Origin of the sequence: Pseudovibrio sp. Ad46 (assembly GCF_001623065.1) — a bacterium.
Taxonomy (GTDB): Bacteria; Pseudomonadota; Alphaproteobacteria; order Rhizobiales; family Stappiaceae; genus Pseudovibrio.
Map to the genome: position 1 here is coordinate 300,938 of NZ_LMCG01000040.1, position 20,083 is coordinate 321,020.

The following is a 20,083-nucleotide window of genomic DNA, read 5'->3' on the forward strand; positions in this document are numbered from 1 at the left end:
ATAAAGATACGCAAAACAAAGACTAAAGCAGTTCATGTGTTCCAGCTTAAATGCGAATTGCTTTAGCTGTATCTCTTAATCAGATGAAGGCCAGTTGAAACTTGCCCATCCTTGAATGGAAGGGGTGAGGGCAACACCATCACATGTCAGCGGCACACCTGCATCCATCGCAGTTTTCACACGGTCCAGTCTCAGCAGGGCGAGCCCATCGGTATTCTGCGAAGACCCCAATGTTCCAACGCTCTTTTCTCCAGCCAGAACAGCGCTACCAGCGGCGGGCAGCGCACTTTCAGCGGAAACTTTGATGATGCGCTTGCGGGCGGTTCCACGGTGCTTCATGCGGGAAACAACTTCCTGCCCAATAAAGCAGCCTTTGGAGAAAGCCACTCCATTGAGACTGTCCATGTCCGTATCATGCGGAAACACGTCTGCCAGCTGAAAGTCCAGCCCACTCTGCGGAATGCCAAGTTGGATGCGGTGCGCATGATAGTCAGCTTCTGAGGCTGCCTCTGCAACTTCGCCGGAGGAAACATAACGAACACCCATGTCAGCATGGCGAGGATCGTGCGGTTTATCCGCTGGCAAATCATCTCCCCATTCTGCGATCACATGCATGGTCTCATCAGCAGGTTCCACAGTCACCTTGGCGCGAAGCTTGTAAAAACCAAGACGCTTGGCAAACGCATCAAGTTCATCAGCGCTCACATCAATCAGGAAGCCACCCGTACTCTCATCTGCAAACACAATGAAGTCCCAGAGGATCTTTCCCTGAGGCGTAAGAAGAGCACCAAATGCGCTGGATGTTGCATTGATCTCGCTGATGTCACAGCTCACGAGATTTTGCAGAAACTCCTTGGCATCTTCGCCAAAAACCTTCACGAGCCGACGCGAAGTGAGAATGGTACGTTGTGATGCCATGGGTCCGTCCTTCCAATGAATAAAACAACAAGAGTGTTTCATAACCCATCAGCTATGCGCACACCACGGAAAAAGAATAGTTTCTGTGGGTGACGAGGGAACTCCGCTCCTGCGCCCTGACACCTGCATGTGGGAGGAAAAATGCAAAATATGAGGCAGGTAAATAGAAATATAAGCGCACTGAGTTGTTTACCAGAACATTCCAGTATTGCCGCGTTTTCAAGATCTTTCTGCAATTACAATCAATGTTTCGACGTCGCAAAACTGTCGTGTGCGTGAACTAACTCTTTCTCTCGATTGATTTCAGTTCTTGATTCTGGAGATGCACGTGACATCAACTATCAGGCAGTCAAAGAAACGTTTGGATCGTGCAGTACATCGTTCAAAACTGATCTCCATGGAAGGCGTGCTGGAACGTCTGTTCACCTTCGCATTTAAGGGGCTGGTTTATCCGCAGATCTGGGAGGATCCGGAGGTGGATATGCAGGCACTGCAACTCAAACCTCATTCGAAAATGGTGACAATCGCTTCTGGTGGCTGCAATGTCATGTCTTACCTCACAGCAGACCCGCAGGAGATTACGGCAGTCGACCTCAACCGCGCGCATGTGGCTTTGAACCGCCTGAAATTGACCGCGCTGGAAGAGTTCCCCGATTACGAGACGTTCTATCGGTTCTTCGGTGAGGCTGATGAAAAAGCCAATATTGCCGCCTATGAGAAGTATCTGAAGCCCGCCATCGATCCGGAAACCATGGCCTACTGGGAAGGGCGGGACATGACGGCGTGGGGCCGCAAGCGCATCACCCTGTTCTCACGAGACCTCTACCACCACGGAATGCTCGGCTACTTTATCGGTCTTGGTCACTTCCTTGCAAAAATCTACGGCGTTGACCTGCGCAAAATGGCAGACGCACGTGACCTGAACGAACAGCGATCATATTTCGACAAGGTTTTGGCGCCGCTCTTTGATAAACGCCTGATCCGCTGGGCGACCTCTAAAAAGATGTCGCTCTACGGCCTCGGCATCCCTCCTGCGCAATATGAGTGTCTTGCCGCAGAAGGCGGTGGCAATATGGCGGGCGTTCTCAAACAACGCTTGGAAAAGCTGGCCTGCGACTTTCCAATGGAAGATAACTACTTCGCCTGGCAAGCCTTCACCCGCGGATACGCGCCATCACAGATGCACAGTGGAACCGGTCTTTCCGGCCCTTTGCCGCCCTATCTGAAGCCGCAACACTTCCCGGAAATTCGGAAAAGAGCCTCTCATGTGCGCGTTGTTAATCGGTCTTTCACAGAGCATCTGGATAATCAGGATGCAAACAGCCTTGATGCCTACGTCCTGCTGGATGCGCAGGACTGGATGACAGACAGGCAGCTGAACGATCTATGGGCAGGAATATCCCGAACGGCACGACAAGGAGCGCGCGTCATCTTCAGAACGGCTGGCGAGCCAAGCATTCTGCCGGGGCGGGTCAATAACGAAATACTGGGGCAGTGGACCTATGAGGCGGCTGAAAGTGCACGCCTCAACAAGCTGGACCGCTCCTCTATCTACGGTGGTTTCCACCTCTACATCTATAACTGAACAAGAATAAGCATGTGAGGGAAGTGAAATGGCGAATGTAAAGTCCTCAGCCTCACTGATGGATAAAATCTATAAGAACCAACGGCATTTTTATGATCTGACCAGAAAGCATTACCTTCTTGGCCGGGATCATTTGATCAAGCATTTGGCAGCACCGCGTGGCAGCACAGTGCTGGAGCTCGGCTGCGGCACTGGTCGCAATCTTATTGAGGCAGCAAGGGCTTACCCAACCTGCCAGTTCTTTGGCGTCGATATCTCAGCAGAAATGCTGAAGACAGCAGAAGCCAACATCCACAAAGCGGACCTGTCTCACCGGATCCACCTGGCTCAGGGCGATGCAACGAGCTTTGATCCGTTCGAGAAATTCGGCATCGACACCTTCGACCGTGTCTTCCTGTCCTACTGCGTCTCAATGATCCCGCCATGGGAAGACGCTCTGCGCAACGGCACAAAGCTTCTGGCAAAAGGCGGTCAGTTGTCTGTTGTTGATTTTGGTCAGCAAGAAAAACTTCCCGGCCTGTTCAAGCTGATGCTCAAAAAGTGGCTCGGCAGATTCCACGTCTTACCGCGTGAGAACTTTCACGAAGTCATGAAAGGGCTGGCTGACGACAACAGAGCCAAACTGCGGTTCTTGCCTCTGTACCGTGGTTATGCCTATTACGCGGAACTCGACAGCAGCTTTTACACTCGCTTCATGGAAAAGCCTGAGCAGATGGACCTGCTGAAAGCGGAAAACGAAAGCCACCGCGAAATCCGCAAGGCGGGGTAACTGAGCAAAGAAAAGCCCACCAGAGCATCTGATGGGCTTTCATCAATCGTTCATTGAAGACAACTTAGTCTCCGGCAATAAAGCTCCGCACATCCCCATCCTTGGAAATGCCAAGGCGATAGAAGGTCCATGCGCCATAATCCAGCATCTCAAAGTAATCGGCTGCAGTGACGATCTGGTACATCTCAACCTTCTGCGAAGGCGTCAGGTCATGCAAAGGGTAGCGGGCAAAATAAGGCCAGATGTAAGTCTCTTCTTCCGTTCCCTCATTGAGCCGCAAATATCCGGCTGTCACAATATCCAGTAGGATCGCAAGGATCTCGTGGCCTTCACCATCACCAGAGCTGTCTTTCAAAAAGCTGACCGGATCGCGCACAGGTGTGAACGAAAGTTCCGGCGGTTGCTCCTGCTTGGCAAACAAAGGCGCCAACGCAGCAACATTGCCACTGCGAGCAATTTTGATCAGCGTCGCACGGGTTGCTCTGACAGCCTCCGGCAATTCTGTATCGTCATAAAAGACGTCCAGCTTTGGCAACGGAGGTTCCTCTGCAAACTCACTGTCCAGTGCATCTTCACTGCTGGTATCTCTGTTGAAACCTTCATCAAGCAGAGGAAATTGTTCAGCCTTGGGGCGTTGGATGCGAATCGTTTCGGTCTTGATTGCCTGTGTTGCAGCCATAGCCGGAGCTGTAGTGCAAAGTAACCCTATGATGAGTAGGCGAAAATACATGAAGTGCTCCGAAACGGATATGAGGCGCGTGCTTTGCACTTAGTTTAAGGGCTTGTTGGGAATCAAGGAAGAAACGGACCCTAACCTATGCACAAGCTAGAGAGCCTTTAGAAAATTTATAGGAAGATCTGACAGGTCTTCTGCGTAGTTGGGAAGTATGGATTAAAGCGTTGAATATTGAACTCTTCATTACAGGCATGATTATCGGGCTCGTAACGTCTGCTCCGATTGGTCCTGTAAACGTGTTGGCGATTAGGAGGGCAGTGCATTACGGCTTCCTTCCGGGCCTCATCGCAGGCTTCGGGGCAGTTCTGGCCGATGGTGTATTTGCAACCGCTGCTGCCTTTGGTGTGACGGCAATTTCGGAGTTCGTTGAACGCCACGAGTTCTATATCCAGACGATAGGCGGGTTTCTTCTGATCATCTTCGGCATCGTCGTGTTCCGGTCTCACCCACATTTAAAGGGTGGCAGCGATGGTGGTCCAACAATTTGGCGCGGGATGATTGTCTCCTTCGCCATGACCGTGACCAACCCAGGCGCAATTCTTGGCTTTATCGCTATTTTCGGCTCACTGGGAGAGCATGCGCCCGAGAAGGGGGACTATGTCGGCGCTCTGGCACTCGTGCTGGGCGTGTTGAGTGGCGCACTTTTATGGTGGGCTTGCCTGTCAGCGCTTGTGTCCAAGCTGCGAAATCGCATGAATGACAACTGGCTTTCTAACATTAACCACGGGGCAGGCATCATCCTACTGCTCTTTGCAGCGCTCATCCTTGCCAAGGTTGCAAGTGATTTGATTTTCTAGAGCGCGGTGCGTGAATGCAAATAAACGCTACGTGCTCTAACACACCGGACCGGAATCAAAAAAGCCCCGATCAATCGGGGCTCTTTGAAAAACAGCAGTGCTGAAATTAGTGCAGACGACGTTCCAAAGAGTAGTCACCGCGCTCAACGCGCTGTGGCAATTCCTGCGCAAATTTGGAAACAGCTTCTTCTCCATAAAGAGAAACCAGATCCATCATTGCTGAGAACAGCGCTGCATGCGCAAGAGCTGTACTGTCGATGCCGTGGGAAAGACCATCCTCCCAAGCTTCCTGAATGAAGCTTAGAGCCAGTCGGCGGATGTCTGCATCAGATGCATCGATCTCTTCTGTGAATTCGCCGGCGATAGCGTCGTCCTTGATCATGCTGGCTCTCATGTCCCTCTATGTGCTGCTTCTTGTTATTTGCCGTTACATGTAACGGGCAAACGAAAACAAATGAAGCGTCGCATGCCTTATCTGTTAAACGGAAGTTAACACGCAAAACGGCAGGAACAACCGACTCACTGATGTTTTGGTAAACTCGTCCAGAGCTTCTGTAAGTTATGGTTAATATTTGTGGCGAAGCCGAGTTATCCAAAAAACACGCAATAATTGTCTGTGGAAAACGGTTGCAACCGGCTTTTCTATCAATCGCGGCTGTACTTGCCCGTTACTTCTTGGGTGATAATTACACCTTCATCGGCGAATCTGCGAGAGGCTTCAATAGCCGCTGGAGTGCAGGTTTGATAGACCGATGCGAACCCCCGATAGCTCTGATTAAACCGCTCAACAAGACGCCGGCGTCTCAGCTCATTCTGCACTTCTGCACCCAGCAAGGAGTACATGCGCTGACGCCATTCGTCTGCTTCATCATGACCGCAAAGCGGGCGTAAATAATGGAGGGCACCAAGTATTTCTGAGAGGCGAATAAGCTGTTGCTCGTAGGGAGGTTCTTTCAACTCTGGCTGTACAGGTTGACCCGGAGATTGCGGGGAGCTCTGAGCAAATGCAGCAGGGGCCGCCGCAACACTCAAAAGCATCAGACCAAGGCAAATCCCCCGGCCTGTCGGCCAGGCAGGTTTCGCGAAGTTACGTGTCCAAGCTTTAAGTCTTGCAATGTCAGTCAAGCTACATCCCACAGCATGCTGGTTGCTTCAGATTCTGTAAGGATGGCCGTCTCCCGGCACTCTGTCCACTATGGAACCTTGGGGATTTCCGGTTTTCCCTTGTTGCACAGCAGGCTGCAGGACTGATGCTTGTGCGTATTCTAAAAAAGTAGTTCCGGTTTTCGGATAAGAACACGCGTAAAAATTAAGAAGTCAGAGCTTGAGGCGTCAATGTAAATGCACAGGTTTTGCTCTAACTACATCTTAGAAGATTTAGAATGTGCTGTTGCATGCCGGGCGCGAGAGGCAGGTTCATAGCCTCCTCCCAAGTGTACCAGCCCAGTTCAGCAGCATCAGAGCGTGCTTGTTCCTCACCCTTGACCTGCGTACAGCGAAAGACATGGATGCGATATTGCACCTTGCAGTCTTCCGCAGAAGGGTAGGACACCGTCCATTCCTTCAGGTCTGAGGCGCACAAAGATGTTTCTTCTTTAAACTCTCTTTGTGCGGCATCCTTAAGGTTTTCACTGGGAAGAACCTTACCGCCAGGAAAACTCCAGAGGCCTTTGGAGGGCGACTGGGCTCGTTTTACGAGCAGAACTTTTTCGTTCTGCACACAGGCAACACTGGTTGCCTCAATGTATTCCGGAATAACTTTTTTGCTCATGAGAACAGGGCGTCAACGTCCGCTTGCGTGCTTTCCTCAGTGCTGATTGTCTCATCCGGCAGATGTCCATGGATGATCGACCCGGCTTGCGAAAGTAGGGGCCTGATGACGGTAACGGCTTTATCCTGAACGATTTGCAGCAGTTCACCTGTTACTTCAGCGGAGCCTAGCATTTTTTGTAAGGAGATAACTTCCTGATCAACTTCGCCAATACACTTCTCCAGAGCATTCCGCAGCGGCAAATCAACAGCTCCGTATGCACGGATAGCCAATTCTTTTGCTGAGAATTTAGAGGCACTGAAATGTGTGATATAGTCAGCTGGTTCCCAGGCCAGAACATCTTCTGCACAATCGGGAATATCAGGAAGCATTTCAAGAAGCATAACAACCTCATTGAAATGATTAAGATAGTCAGTTGCAAGGCCCGTGGATGGATTGATGTTTGCATGCGTCAAAAGCTCAGGAGAAAGTTCTCCTACGCCGATTTTATCGCAGTACATATCCATTGCAGCCTCCCAGCTTCCTATCTGTCGCGCGGAACCTATCTCTCGATTGGTTGCAATTTTACTAAAATGCGAACAGAGTAATCTGCATGTGTGGTAGATATAGCCTGTCAGCGTCTCCGGAAGAAGTCAAAGCGTTGTTTGATTATATCGAACAGCCAAATTTTCCACCGAGATACAACATAGCACCGACTCAGCCAATTGCACTCGTAAAACACGAAAATGGTGGGCGCCACTTTGGGTTAGCACGATGGGGCCTGGTCCCGTCATGGGTCAAAGACCCAGCAAGTTTCACGCTTTTGCTCAATGCCAGAGCCGAAACTTTGGAGGAGAAACCCTCGTTTCGTGCAGCGGTGCGTCACCGTAGATGCTTGATACCTGCAAACGGTTTTTACGAGTGGCAACGCAAAGGTGCGGCAAAGCAGCCCTATTGGATTGCCCCAGCGGATGGACGCCTTCTGGCCTTCGCTGGCCTGTGGGAAACTTATTCCCATCCTGATGGCGGAGACATTGATACCGCTGCTGTAATCACCGTCGAGTCGAATATGACGGTGAAACCGGTTCACCACCGGATGCCCGCAATCATCGCGCCGGAGCATTTTGACGACTGGTTGAGCAACGGCACAATCATGGCTCGAGACGCTATAAAGCTCTTACAACCTGCAGATGAGGGACTGTTAATCACCACGCCTGTTTCAACGCGGGTGAACAGCGTCGCCAATGATGACCCGTCCTTGTGGGAACGGGAGGTCATTCCAGTTCCTCCTGAGCCAGTTAAAACACCTGCCAAGCCAAAACCTCAAAAGAAGGTTGCAGGCGGCTCTTCAAGAAACAACGGGCAGTTAGACTTGTTTTAGCCTCTGAGCAACATACTGGACACCAACATGATGAGACGATGAGGGATCAAGCATGCTGGCGTCGCTTAAAGGTAAATCTGTCATTGTGACGGGTGGTTCTCGAGGGATCGGCTTGGGCATCTCACTGGCTTTTGCTCGCGCCGGAGCCTTTGTCACCATTGCAGCGCGCGGAGAAGAAGCTGGCGCCAACGCTGTGGAGGAAATCGCACTGGCTGGCGGAGCAGGGCAATTCCTTCAGTGTGATGTCACCCAGTGGCAAGCGGTAAAGGCCATGGTCGATGAGACCACAGAAGAAAACGGGCTGGACATTATATGCGCCAACGCAGGCATCTTCCCCAAGCAGACGATTGAGGAGATGGAGCCCGAGCAGTGGGATCATGTGCTTGATACAAACTTGCGCTCCTCCTTCTACTGCGTAAAGGCAGCGCTCCCGCATATGAAACAAGCAGGGCACGGGCGGATTATCCTTACCTCGTCAATAACGGGCCCAATTACAGGGGATGCAGGCTGGTCTCATTATGCAGCCTCCAAAGCGGGGCAACTGGGCCTCATGCGAACAGCTGCCTTGGAGTTGGCCCCGCACAAGATCACAGTGAACTCGGTTCTGCCCGGCAATATCAGGACAGAAGCGCTGGATGATCTCGGTGATGAGTATCTGAAGAAGATGGGGCAGACTATTCCACTTGGCCGATTGGGGGCGCCACAAGACGTGGCAAGTGCTGTGCTCTTCCTCGCCAGCGAGGAGGCAGGCTACATCACCGGACAGCAGATTGTCGTTGATGGAGGACAGGTGCTCCCGGAAGGACTGGAAGCACCTGAACAATAATGTCTAGAGAACACGGCCCGGATTGAACATGTTCGTCGGGTCGAGAGCCTTTTTAACAGAGCGCATCATGTTCATCTCTGTGGCGCTCTTTACCTCCGCCAGCAAATCACGCTTCAAAATGCCGATGCCATGCTCTGCAGAGATTGAGCCGTTGTAACTGGCAACAATCCCATGCACGACACGGTTCACATCATCCCATTTCGCAAGATACTCGGCTTTATCGGCATCCTTCGGCTGGGTGATGTTAAAATGGATATTGCCGTCGCCCATATGGCCAAACGGAACCGGACGACATCCCGGCACAGCCTCTTTAACAGCGGCGATCGCTTCTTCCAGAAACTCGGGAACCTTTGCAACAGGCACAGAGACATCGTGCTTGATGGATCCGCCCTCAAATTTCTGTGCCTCAGAAAGTCCATGCCGCAACCGCCAGAAGTCAGCAGCCTGCGCTTTGCTCTGCGCCAGCAATCCGTCACGCAGCAGATCAGCCTCAAAAGCCTCAGTAAAGATGGTCTCTGTCAGGCTGACAATGTCGATGTCTTTTGTACCCGCCGAGATCTCGATGAGCACATACCATGGATGCTGCTCTTCGAACGGATAGCGCGACTGTTCCATATGCTCACAAACGAACTGCATGCCGGTCTGTGGCATCAACTCAAATCCGGTAAGCATGTTCCCGGCGTGACTTTTTGCCAATGAAAACAGTGAAAGTGCCTTAGCAGGCGAATCTAGCGCGACCAGAGCCACCTCTACCGACGCCGGAGCTGGGTATAATTTGAGGCTGGCACCCGTAATGATCCCCAAAGTGCCCTCTGAGCCGATAAATAATTGTTTCAAATCGTAACCGGTATTGTCTTTGCGCAGGGTCCGAAGCCCTTCCCAGACCTCACCATTTGCGAGCACAACTTCAAGCCCGAGAACAAGATCTCGCGTGTTCCCATAGGACAGGACGGCAGTGCCTCCGGCATTGGTTGCAATGTTGCCACCAATCTCACAGGAACCTTGCGAAGCGAGCGTCAAAGGGAACAATCGATCATGCTTTTCAGCCGTATCATGAACAGCCTGCAACGTGACGCCCGCATCTGCTACCATCGTATAACCTTCAGGGTCGATGTGGCGAATTTTATTTAATCTAGAAAGGGATAGCACGATTTCGCTACCATCTGGATTAGGGATTTGCCCCCCAACCAAACCCGTGTTGCCACCCTGTGGAACCACAGTGAGACCGTGCTGAGCCGCAAGCTTCACGCACTCTGCAACCTCTGATGTGGAACCGGGCCGCAGCACCATGGGAGTGGCGCCTCGAAATTTGTCCCTCCACTCAACAAGAAATGGGGCCTTGTCCTGGCCGCTGACAAGCACATTTGCGTCCCCAATGATCTTTTGAAACGCGTTCACCAAATTTGGAATAGTCATGTTTCCGTCGCAGTGTTGGAAGTTGATCTGGCTCTAACTATCAGATAATGGGAGCGCAAGAACACGTCCATGTCTGATTGGACTTTTTTCGACGGCTTGAAGCCAAATGAACAGTGTGCCATAGCATTTTGGGGCTGTTCACTAGATTAAGTGATATTCACTCAGGAGAAAAACATGGCAGAAGCGCAAGGATTGATGGCCGGCAAACGTGGTCTCATCATGGGACTGGCCAACAATCGGTCCATCGCTTGGGGTATTGCAACAGCACTACACGATGCCGGAGCTGAAATCGCACTCACCTATCAGGGTGAAGCGCTGAAGAAGCGTGTTGAACCATTAGCAGAAAAGCTCGATGCACTTGTTGTAGGTGATTGTGACGTTACGAACGAAGCAAGCATTGATGCAGCATTTGAAGTTCTGGAGCAAAAATGGGGCAAGATCGACTTCGTCATTCATGCGATCGCTTTCTCTGACAAAGAAGAACTGACTGGCCGTTATCTGGATACCAGCGCAGACAACTTTGCAAAGACGATGCAGATTTCCTGCTACTCGCTGGCATCCGTTGCCCGCCGTGCAGAAAAGCTGATGACCGAAGGTGGTTCCATTGTAACTCTCACCTACTACGGTGCAGAGAAGGTCATGCCAAACTACAACGTCATGGGCGTTGCAAAGGCTGCATTGGAAGCAAGCGTCAAGTACCTCGCAGTTGATCTTGGTCCTAAGAAAATCCGCGTGAACGCGATTTCTGCAGGTCCGATCAAAACATTGGCAGCAGCTGGTATCGGCGATTTCCGTTACATCCTCAAATGGAACGAGTACAACGCACCACTGCGTGAAACCGTAACCATCAATGATGTTGGAAACTCCGCTCTCTACCTCACATCCAACCTGTCCCGTTCTGTCACCGGTGAAACTCACCACGTTGACAGCGGCTACCATGTGGTTGGCATGAAGGCAGTAGACGCGCCGGATATCTCCGTCGTCTAAATTGCTTCAGCAATCAGGTTTGAGAAAAGGCGCTTCTTGGGCGCCTTTTTTGCGCTTGAAAGGCTGGTAAAGGTACATATGACTTAAATCAAGAATGTGTGCATAACTGTTGTTTTCTAACGAGGAATGACACATGTACCTCGTAAGAAGCCGCTACAAAACGGTTGCCGACTAATCTTACGAAGAAGGCTCATGGAATGACTGGCTCGTTGATGCCCCTTGCGAAAACCACACCAACTCCGCTTCTGTATGTCCGTCATGGACAAACAGACTGGAACCTGGAAGGGCGTATGCAGGGCGGTCAGGATATTCCGCTCAACGACACCGGTCGCAAGCAGGCCCGGCGCAACGGTATGGTGATGAAGGATTTCCTTCCAGACCTTGGCAAGACCGCAGATGATTTCATCTTTGTCAGCTCACCCATGATCCGCGCGCGGGAAACCATGGAAATTCTGCGCAAGGAAATGGGGCTCGACCCATACGACTACAAAGTGGATGAGCGTCTTCGTGAAATCACATTTGGCAACGTAGAGGGAATGACCGTTCCTGAAATGATGGTCGAGCGTCCTGAAGTGGTTCGCATGCGGCGCGAAGATAAATGGGGCTATGTGCATCCCGAAGGGGAGAGCTACAAAATGGTCTCTGATCGCATCTTCGAATGGATGTCAGAGCAAAAGGATCCCATGATCATCGTCGCACATGGCGTGGTGATGCGTGTGTTGCGCGGCCTGCTCTGCGGGTATGCACCAGCTGAAATCCCGGATCTGGAGACGCCACAAGACCAGTTCCTTCTCTGGCGGGACGGTTCTGAGGCGTGGATCTAAAGCTCAATGTCTAAAAGAACTCGCAGACACGCAGGTCCATTCTGATTAATGGGCGCATCAATGCGTGCTCTCACGTCCAGCGCTGTACCAAGCCTTTAAGATTGGGGGCTTACAACGCATTTCCTGGTCGTTAAATTGATCAGGTTTTTGCGTCAGCGATAAACTGTGACACATAAAGTGAATACTACAGCAAAGGCAGTCCACGACATTTTGGAGCGCTTTGCTACAATCTGCATAAAGACAAGCTAAACAGGCTACCTAAATCAGTTGTAACTCGTTATTTTTAGGCAACAAGAGCAGAACGCTCACCTATGAAATCTCGACACTCTTAAACTTTTTGGAAGATCTTGATGAAGACGTCTCGACCACTCAAGGCAATCAGCAGCAATACCGTTTTTGGAGAGGGCGATGTCTTCGTACTCTTCGGCGAACTTTTTGGTCGCGGATATGCGACTGGCTTGATCGATCAGGCAAAGGCAGCCGGGATGACTGTGATCGGCATTACTGTCGGTCGTCCGGATGAAAACAACAAGCCACGCGCACTCACACCAGAAGAGCTCACTGAAGCAGAAGCCAATCTGGGCGGCAAAATCATCAACGTACCTCTGCGTGCGGGTTTTGAACTGGACGCACCGGAAGGCACAGCGACGCCGACTGATCTGGTCAACGAAATGACCATTAAAGATTGGCAGGACCACAAACTCGACTGGGACCATGTTGAGATCTGCCGCGGTCTTGGGTCCAACCGTTTCAAAGGCGCTCTTTCTCAGGTCATGGACCAGCTGGATACCATGATTCCAGCGGGCAAGAATGTCTTCTTCGCCCACACAATGGCAGGCGGTATTCCGCGTGCAAAAGTGTTTATGGCAATCGCGAACCGCATCTATAAAGGCCGCGGTGCACGCTACATGCCGTCTCAGTCTCTTATCGAGAGTGATCTGGGCAAACTGATCCTGCAAAACTTCGAGGAAGTCACCGCAAACAGCTTTGGTTACCTGCTGGAAGCCAGTAAGACGCTCCGCGACCGCGTGGAAGCAGCTGGCGGCGAAGTGCGTTACACCGCATATGGCTATCACGGCACCCGCATTCTGATCGAGGACGAGTATCGCTGGCAGACTTACACAAACTACACGCAGGGCTACGCGAAAATGGCTCTGGAGAAGTTTGCTGAAAGCGCATGGAAAGACGGCGTGAAGGCAACAGTGTTCAACTGCCCTGAAATCCGCACCAACTCTTCAGACGTGTTTGCCGGCATCGAGCTGTCTCTCCTGCCACTGCTGCAAGCTTTCAAGAAAGAAGGCGGCGGCGCATGGGTGGATGCACTCTGGCAGAAATGCGAGGGCATGCTCAAGCCAGAAGCGTCTCTGGAAGAGGTTCTGCAAAAGGTATCCGATTATCAGACCAGTGAGGCAATGCAGCCATTCTACAACTTCGAAGCTTGGCCAATGCCAAACTCAGCGGAGCAGGTAGACAAGACTGTTGGCACCTCGCAGGAAATCGTAGACCTGCATAAAGAGCGCAATGTTCTGGTCAGCGACGAGCTCAGCCAGCATGTTGTTGCAGCAACTGGCATGCTTATGTTTGGCGAAGCCAGCCAGCCAGAAGGCCCGGCTCTGTGGCTTGACCATGATCTGGTTGCAAAAAGACTTATTCAGGAACACGGCGCCTAAGGTTTATCCAGGGCCAACGTTCTGAATGAAAAGTTTGAATGAATGAGAAAAGCCCGGAGACGTGACCACCACGTTGCTCGGGCTTTTTGTATGAATTTGAGCTTACGTATTAAAATGGCGGTGCCTGAATGCGCTTTTCACGCCTTGAGATCCCCCATTTACAGTCCTGAATCTGGGAACAAGCCTAAATCCAGTTTGTTCATTCGGGAAAATTACGCAAGTGCTGCAAGGCTCTCAATTGACCTCTCGCGTGAACCCACCTAAAACCACTAGAATTCTCAGAGCGCGTTCCGTTTGATTGAAGAGAGTCAGCCGGGCAGGGCGTGCTCATGCTCTAAAAGTGAACTGCTAGAACATGTCCCACAACACCTTTGGTCATCTGTTTCGCGTAACAACATGGGGCGAAAGCCACGGACCAGCGCTTGGCTGCGTTGTCGATGGTTGTCCGCCTCTGCTTCCAATCACAGCAGAAGAGATTCAGGTGTATCTGGACCAGCGTAAGCCGGGGCAAAACAAGTTTACGACCCAGCGCCGCGAACCGGATCAGGTCAAAATTCTCTCTGGCGTGATGGTGGATGAAGACGGTGTACAACGTACGACCGGCACGCCCATCTCTCTGATGATCGAGAACACTGACCAGCGCTCCAAGGATTACTCCGAAATCAAAGAACGCTACCGTCCGGGCCATGCAGATTACGCCTACGATGCCAAGTATGGCATTCGTGATTATCGCGGTGGTGGGCGCTCATCAGCACGCGAGACAGCATCCCGTGTAGCTGCTGGTGGTTTGGCGCGCAAAGTCATCCCAAACATCCTGATCCGTGGCGCTCTGGTCCAGATGGGCCCGCATAAGATCAATCGCGACAACTGGGATTGGAACGAGGTGGGCAACAACCCATTCTTCTGCCCGGATGCAGAGGCTGCAAAGTTCTTTGAAGAATACCTCGATGGCATCCGCAAGGAAGGCTCTTCAATTGGGGCCGTGATTGAAGTGGTAGCTGAGCACGTCCCGGTGGGTCTCGGTGCTCCGCTTTATGGCAAGCTTGATCAAGACCTCGCATCAGCCATGATGTCCATCAACGCCGTGAAAGGTGTTGAGATCGGCAACGGTTTTGAAGCTGCTTGTTTGACTGGTGAAGAAAACGCTGATGAGATGCGTATGGGCGAAGATGGCAAGCCTGACTTCCTGTCCAATCAGGCAGGCGGCGTGCTGGGCGGCATCTCTTCCGGTGCGCCGGTAGTCGTGCGCTTTGCGGTAAAGCCAACCTCTTCCATCCTGACACCACGCAAATCCATCACCCGCAGTGGGGAAGAGGTGGATGTGATGACCAAAGGTCGTCACGACCCTTGCGTTGGCATCCGCGCAGTTCCTGTTGGAGAAGCCATGATGGCATGTGTCCTGGCAGACCATGTCCTGCGTGACAGAGGTCAGTGCGGCGAACGATAAAAGGCTGCTCAACCTCTGATTTCATTCTTATTGAAAAGGCGCTGGCAAAACCGGCGCCTTTTTTGTTGTTTGGAAGGGAAGCTTTGGGATGAAAATAAAGTATCACCCCAAAAAAAAGGGGGGGAGGCTTTTGCTGGTAAGCGCGCAGACTAACACGAGCAAGGCCATGGTTGCCGGACTAAGTGTCCAAAACGCACCAGCGCTCAGAGTGACTCATCCAACAGTTGAGATACGCTGCCCTCAGATTTTCCTGTTTGAAGACCTTCTTTATGCCGCCTAAACACATCGCTTTGACGAGCATCGAATACTTACTCATTGATTGTAGTAGTTACGCTGGCCGTAGTTTACTTCGCCAAAGCGTGCCTTCGTGACGTTCAAGCTCTGGAAGGCATGGAGAGCGGCGGAAACAAAATGGCCTGAGACATTTGATGGCGGCTTCCCCTGGCAATTGCACGGGGGTAGATTACTGCTCCACTGTGAAATGAAGTTCTAACCGAAAATGCCTAGATGACGAAGGAGCCGTGGATGTTTCCTATTCCGTTGGACGCTGTAATATTTGATATGGATGGGTTGTTGCTAGACACAGAAAGGCTTTATCGGACAGCTATCTTCGGTGCATGCGAGGACCTTGGTCATAACATGCATGATATTCTTCATCTCAGCTTGATCGGCACTCCCAAAGAAGTAGGGGACGCGAAGCTGAAGGCACACTTCGGTGATGAATTTGCGATCGATACATACCATGAAAAATGTCGAGATCGGTTTCGCGCCTTGTGCGCGACGAATATTCCATTGCGTCAGGGGGCGGGCGAAATACTTGATTGGTTGAAGGAGTTTAACATTCCGAGGGCCGTAGCCACCTCCACCCCTCGGGCACTGGCTCTGGATCATCTGGATAAAGCGGGCATCCTTGATCGAATTGATGCTGTCGTAACCCGAACGGATGTCGAATTCGGCAAGCCGCATCCTGAGACTTTCTTAAAGGCTGCTGCCGCAGTGGGCGGCCGTCCTTCACAATGCCTTGCTTTAGAGGATTCCTATACCGGTATCCGTGCGGCTACCGCCGCAGGCATGGTCACGGTCATGGTGCCAGACCTATTGAAGCCAACGGAGGAAACCCGATGTCTGGGCGTTTCTGTCGTTCAGGACCTTGATTGCTTGCTTTCGCAATTGCGGTCCAGCGTCGACCAGTCTGAGCGGCATTGCCATCTATGAACCCGCCCCGGATTTGCGGCATGAAAATAAAGTATCACCCCAAAAAAAGGGGGCCTTGCTGGTAATCGCGCAGACTAACACGAGCAAGGTCATGTTTGCCGGAGGAAGTGTCCAAAACGCACCAGTTCTCAGTGTGATTCTTTATTTTCATCCAACAGGAGCACGCTTCTATTCAATGAGGCGTTTCTTTATATTAGCCTGCCTTCTAGCTTTGGATGCATTCCAAAAAACTTATCCCCCCGGCTTCAATCCGTGCCCATACTAAGCGCATGCCTACGTAACGGGCTGCTGGCGGAGCGACCGTCAGTTTGTCGTAGGCTGGGCGGGGCTATTGGAAGACGTAACGCACCTTTCAGTGGTCCGGTGAACCGAACTTCAAACGTGACCGCATGGTTTGAGGGGAAGGGCCCAGGACTATAGGGTATCACGCGGTGACAGGTGCAGATGTACCGGCAGTAAGACCTGCTTTTGCAGATGTGTTTGTCAAAGACGGAGGAACTGTTCGGGCATGGAAACGTGTCTGGATAAGCCACTTTCTTTTCAGGAAACTGACTATCGTGCCTTATAGGCAAAAGAGGCGACGCTGTTCATTATAAAAAGCCCGGGCAAGGCGTGTAGCCAATGCCGAAGACTCATTACTAATTAAAAAGCGCAGGTATTGCCTGCCGCCTTGCTCATCCCGATTATCGGGAACTCTGGTTCAACACTGCATGGAAGGCCATGTGGTGCTTTAAGTGCTTCTTTGATCAGTTTGCGAACTCGGGGCAGGCCCAATGCATGCAATCGAGCGTGTTCGCACAAAGCCGCAAACCGTTTATTCACCTCAAGATCACCCACAGATACGACCTAGGTAGAAAGCGATAAGCTTTTTTCGATTTGCCCCTTGATTTCCGAGTTCAAAAGCGCGATTTCAGTATCACTGAAAATTGCAAGGCCAAGGGGCTAGGATTATGCGCTTGACTGAATGGTTAGAAGACGCTGGTGAAAGCAGGAGTGCCTTTGCACGCCGCGCTGGTTTGTCTCCTGCATCTGTAACGGCTCTGTGCAACGACCCAAGCGCATGGATTTCTCGGGATATGGCCCAAAAAATCGCTGAAGCGACGGGCCATCAGGTGACCCCCAACGATTTTCTCGGACTAAAAGAAAACAAGGAGTACGTCGTGTCTCAAACAAGAGTAGCCGAAGCCCTGCGCGCTTTCGAAAACGGCGAGATGGTTGTTGTAACCGACGATGATGATCGCGAAAACGAAGGTGATCTCATTGTAGCAGCCAACATGATCACCCCTGAGCAGATGGCATTCATCATCCGTCACACCTCCGGGATCGTGTGTGCTCCAATGACGCTGAAAGAAGCAAAGCGCCTGCACCTTGAGCCGATGGTCGCCAACAATGACGCTCCACTGGCAACTGCGTTCACCGTCTCCGTTGACTATGCGCCAGGCCTGACAACAGGCATTTCAGCTGAGCAGCGCTGTGCAACAGTTCGTGGCCTTGCCAATCCAAATGCTGGTGCAGCTGATTTCGTCCGTCCGGGCCATATCTTCCCGCTGGTCGCAAAAGAGGGCGGCGTCCTCATGCGCTCTGGCCACACAGAAGCAGCAGTTGATCTGTGTAAGCTGACTGGCCTGCCGGAAGTCGGCGTCATCAGTGAGTTGGTCAACGATGATGGCACTGTAAAGCGCGGTGAGCAGGTTGAAGACTTCGCCCGTGAGCATAACCTGAAAATGGTTTCTGTCGCGGATCTCATCGCATGGCGTCAGCGCCATGAAAACCTTGTGAGCCGTATCGACGAGTTCGATGTAGAGACCACTGCAGGCAAAGCACGTGCCATCGTGTATTCTACTCCGTTCGACAATGTTGGCCACTTGGCGCTGGTTTACGGCGATGTGCGTGATGGTCAGGATATTCCGGTCAGACTCCATCTGGAAAACGTTCTGGATGATGTGTTTGGGCAAACCAAACCTCTGGAAGCAATCATGGAAGACTTTGCGGAACGAGGCCGAGGCATTATTGTTTACCTGCGTGAAGGTGCGGTAGGCGTCGCAAGTAAGTCCAACCGTCATCGTGATAATCTGGAAGCTGCTGAGCATGAGCAGCACGATTCCGCTCAAGGCCGGTCTGAGGACTGGCGCGAAGTTGGTCTCGGTGCGCAGATCCTGAAAGATCTGGGAGCCAATTCCATCCGGGTTATTGCATCGCGTGAGCGCCACTATGTTGGCCTTGAAGGCTTCGGCTTGAAAGTTGAAGCAACAGAAACTCCGGCGGACTAATAAACAGGCCCCCGGCGCAATATGGAAAGTGGCGGGGGCATGTCTCAGTTTGATCTTGATCCATGGCAGGAAGAGCAAAGCTCGGCTGAACCATTCACACTGGGCTATCGAAAAGGGACGGGCGAGCCCGTTGTCTACGGCAGCCTGCTGCTCGGGGCAGCTCTTCTTGGTACGGGCATTGTAAGCGGTTCACTGATCCCTGCATTGGCATCACTACCCGTTTTTCTCAGCGTTCACTGGCACTACCCTTTCGTCGATAAACGCCCTCAAATCGCAGCCAATGAGACCGGGCTCTATCTGGAAAGGCTTGGCGTTCTGCGCTGGTCAGCAATTGCTGAGCTTTCCCTTTACAAAACAGCTGTCCGCACCATGGAATTCAACCAGCTGCACATCAAACTCAAAGGCCCGATTGATGACTGCCTCGTAAAGCGAGAGCCCCAGTCTATGCCGCGACGGGCTATGAGAAAGAACTGGCGCTTGAAGCAAGCCAAGTCGAACGCACCAGTACTTGAAGTGGATTTACATCTCCTTGCGTGTGACCCTGAGATCCTCTTGCAAAGAACTAGACAGTTCTGGCGGGGGCAATGATGTTTCTCTGCAACACTGATCTATAAACAATCATTGGGCAGATTAAATACCTCAGAATTCTTTGTTTAGCCGCAAATCCGCTTATCCTGTTACAAGACGTTAACACTCTTAACCTAACTTTTATTAGGAAGGACAGCACCCGGAAGGCAATTATCATGCAGCTGAACCGCACGGAGACAAAGGGAAACACATGCAGCTTTACCAGTCTGGATAAGGATTGGGGGGCAGATGATGACTATCTTTTCAACTTCGCTTGCACGCCGGGTGGAAGCGTTTTACAAATTGCATGCGGCACAGGTGCGCTGTCCAACGCACTTTCCAGACAAGGTGTAAACACTGTTGGTGTTGACCGAAATCCGAAGAAAATTGCGCAAGCTGTTAAACGGTCAGAGACGGTAACGTGGTTGGAGGCAGATGCCCGTACGGTGCATCTCAATCAGAAATTCGACCGCATCATCATCACTGGCAATGCTTTCCAGGCCTTCGCAACCAACACGGACCAGATCCTCGTCCTGCAAACCATCGCTGCTCACCTCAAACCAAATGGCAAATTCGCATTCGGCATGGAAAATCCGAAGGCACGGCCATGGGAAAAGTGGGGCCAAAAAGGCAAACCGCTTTTGGTGCGCTCGGTTGAAGGGCAAAGAGTGTCCTTGTGGCAGGACACAGCAGGGCCAGACAAAAACGGTCTCGTGTCCATGCAGACCCACTACGACAGCGACGGGCAGCATTACTCCAGAAACAACATGCGCCGTTTCGTGCATCGCGATCATATCCGCGACCTGTTGGAAGCCGTCGGCCTGCGAGCAACAGCCTCCTATGGAGATTGGTCAGCACTCAACCTGAATGATGCCGCACCTTTCATTATCGTCAGTGGTGGCCTGAGCACCTAACGCTCCCAGAA

General features: G+C 51.7%; 20 protein-coding genes. 13 read left to right on the plus strand and 7 right to left on the minus strand.

The genetic code is table 11. The annotated features are described in order from the left end of the window. Nucleotides 1-75: 75 nt before the first annotated feature. Nucleotides 76-918, minus strand: a complete 843-nt coding sequence (locus tag PsAD46_RS08335; RefSeq protein WP_063306582.1) for a folate-binding protein YgfZ — start codon at nucleotides 916-918, stop codon at nucleotides 76-78. 322 nt (nucleotides 919-1,240) lie between these two features. Between PsAD46_RS08335 and PsAD46_RS08340 the strand changes: the two genes are divergently transcribed. Together PsAD46_RS08340 and PsAD46_RS08345 are read left to right on the plus strand one after the other, a co-directional pair. Next, a complete protein-coding gene (locus PsAD46_RS08340; protein ID WP_063287260.1) occupies nucleotides 1,241-2,503 on the plus strand; it encodes a DUF3419 family protein in 1,263 nt (420 codons plus the stop codon). 28 nt (nucleotides 2,504-2,531) lie between these two features. Continuing rightward, the gene (locus PsAD46_RS08345) at nucleotides 2,532-3,272 is read left to right on the plus strand and encodes a class I SAM-dependent methyltransferase (RefSeq protein WP_057464874.1); all 741 of its coding nucleotides are present in this window, start codon (nucleotides 2,532-2,534) and stop codon (nucleotides 3,270-3,272) included. A 64-nt stretch (nucleotides 3,273-3,336) separates the two neighbouring features. On the opposite strand, the gene PsAD46_RS08350 is transcribed toward PsAD46_RS08345, so the two are convergent. Further along, nucleotides 3,337-4,002 carry a hypothetical protein gene (locus tag PsAD46_RS08350; RefSeq protein WP_208981731.1) on the minus strand — a complete coding sequence of 222 codons (666 nt, stop codon included), beginning with the start codon at nucleotides 4,000-4,002 and terminating at the stop codon, nucleotides 3,337-3,339. A gap of 170 nt (nucleotides 4,003-4,172) precedes the next feature. Between PsAD46_RS08350 and PsAD46_RS08355 the strand changes: the two genes are divergently transcribed. Further along, a complete protein-coding gene (locus PsAD46_RS08355) occupies nucleotides 4,173-4,805 on the plus strand; it encodes a LysE family transporter (protein ID WP_208981732.1) in 633 nt (210 codons plus the stop codon). Between the two features lie 106 nt (nucleotides 4,806-4,911). On the opposite strand, the gene PsAD46_RS08360 is transcribed toward PsAD46_RS08355, so the two are convergent. From PsAD46_RS08360 to PsAD46_RS08375, 4 genes are all read right to left on the minus strand, one after another. Continuing rightward, a complete protein-coding gene (locus PsAD46_RS08360) occupies nucleotides 4,912-5,187 on the minus strand; it encodes a hypothetical protein (RefSeq protein WP_014284380.1) in 276 nt (91 codons plus the stop codon). Nucleotides 5,188-5,450: 263 nt separating this feature from the next. Further along, on the minus strand, nucleotides 5,451-5,930 hold the full coding sequence (locus tag PsAD46_RS08365) for a TIGR02301 family protein (RefSeq protein WP_063293782.1): 480 nt from the start codon (nucleotides 5,928-5,930) through the stop codon (nucleotides 5,451-5,453). A gap of 232 nt (nucleotides 5,931-6,162) precedes the next feature. After that, nucleotides 6,163-6,576 (minus strand): NUDIX domain-containing protein, encoded by a 414-nt coding sequence (locus PsAD46_RS08370; RefSeq protein ID WP_063293783.1) that lies wholly within the window; start codon nucleotides 6,574-6,576, stop codon nucleotides 6,163-6,165. Then, on the minus strand, nucleotides 6,573-7,082 hold the full coding sequence (locus tag PsAD46_RS08375) for a hypothetical protein (RefSeq protein WP_057464878.1): 510 nt from the start codon (nucleotides 7,080-7,082) through the stop codon (nucleotides 6,573-6,575). The genes PsAD46_RS08370 and PsAD46_RS08375 overlap by 4 nt, the downstream gene beginning before the upstream one ends. An 86-nt stretch (nucleotides 7,083-7,168) precedes the next feature. On the opposite strand from PsAD46_RS08375, the gene PsAD46_RS08380 reads away from it, so the two are divergent. Then, nucleotides 7,169-7,936, plus strand: coding sequence for an SOS response-associated peptidase (locus tag PsAD46_RS08380; RefSeq protein ID WP_063293784.1), 768 nt, complete (start codon nucleotides 7,169-7,171; stop codon nucleotides 7,934-7,936). A gap of 52 nt (nucleotides 7,937-7,988) precedes the next feature. Further along, complete coding sequence (gene fabG / locus PsAD46_RS08385; RefSeq protein ID WP_063293785.1) at nucleotides 7,989-8,762, plus strand: 3-oxoacyl-ACP reductase FabG; 774 nt, start codon at nucleotides 7,989-7,991, stop codon at nucleotides 8,760-8,762. Nucleotides 8,763-8,765: 3 nt separating this feature from the next. Here the strand turns inward: fabG and PsAD46_RS08390 are convergent, their stop codons facing one another. Next, on the minus strand, nucleotides 8,766-10,178 hold the full coding sequence (locus PsAD46_RS08390; RefSeq protein WP_063293786.1) for an FAD-binding oxidoreductase: 1,413 nt from the start codon (nucleotides 10,176-10,178) through the stop codon (nucleotides 8,766-8,768). A gap of 174 nt (nucleotides 10,179-10,352) precedes the next feature. Here PsAD46_RS08390 and fabI point away from each other — a divergent pair, with 174 nt between their 5' ends. The 8 genes from fabI (at nucleotide 10,353) to PsAD46_RS08435 (ending at nucleotide 20,072) form a co-directional block, all read left to right on the plus strand. Further along, nucleotides 10,353-11,165 (plus strand): enoyl-ACP reductase FabI, encoded by an 813-nt coding sequence (gene fabI, locus PsAD46_RS08395; protein WP_063293787.1) that lies wholly within the window; start codon nucleotides 10,353-10,355, stop codon nucleotides 11,163-11,165. A 197-nt stretch (nucleotides 11,166-11,362) separates the two neighbouring features. Then, a complete protein-coding gene (locus tag PsAD46_RS08400; RefSeq protein ID WP_063293788.1) occupies nucleotides 11,363-11,989 on the plus strand; it encodes a histidine phosphatase family protein in 627 nt (208 codons plus the stop codon). Between the two features lie 350 nt (nucleotides 11,990-12,339). Further along, nucleotides 12,340-13,659: a hypothetical protein gene (locus PsAD46_RS08405; protein ID WP_063306583.1), complete on the plus strand. Its 1,320-nt coding sequence runs from the start codon at nucleotides 12,340-12,342 to the stop codon at nucleotides 13,657-13,659. A gap of 355 nt (nucleotides 13,660-14,014) precedes the next feature. Further along, nucleotides 14,015-15,106, plus strand: coding sequence for a chorismate synthase (gene aroC / locus PsAD46_RS08410; protein WP_057464885.1), 1,092 nt, complete (start codon nucleotides 14,015-14,017; stop codon nucleotides 15,104-15,106). Nucleotides 15,107-15,631: 525 nt separating this feature from the next. Beyond that, complete coding sequence (locus PsAD46_RS08420) at nucleotides 15,632-16,321, plus strand: HAD family phosphatase (RefSeq protein ID WP_063306652.1); 690 nt, start codon at nucleotides 15,632-15,634, stop codon at nucleotides 16,319-16,321. Between the two features lie 950 nt (nucleotides 16,322-17,271). After that, on the plus strand, nucleotides 17,272-18,591 hold the full coding sequence (gene ribB, locus PsAD46_RS08425) for a 3,4-dihydroxy-2-butanone-4-phosphate synthase (protein WP_063299126.1): 1,320 nt from the start codon (nucleotides 17,272-17,274) through the stop codon (nucleotides 18,589-18,591). Between the two features lie 39 nt (nucleotides 18,592-18,630). Next, nucleotides 18,631-19,179 carry a hypothetical protein gene (locus PsAD46_RS08430; protein ID WP_208980484.1) on the plus strand — a complete coding sequence of 183 codons (549 nt, stop codon included), beginning with the start codon at nucleotides 18,631-18,633 and terminating at the stop codon, nucleotides 19,177-19,179. Nucleotides 19,180-19,334: 155 nt separating this feature from the next. After that, a complete protein-coding gene (locus PsAD46_RS08435; protein WP_063287270.1) occupies nucleotides 19,335-20,072 on the plus strand; it encodes a class I SAM-dependent methyltransferase in 738 nt (245 codons plus the stop codon). The last annotated feature ends 11 nt before the right edge of the window (nucleotides 20,073-20,083 follow it).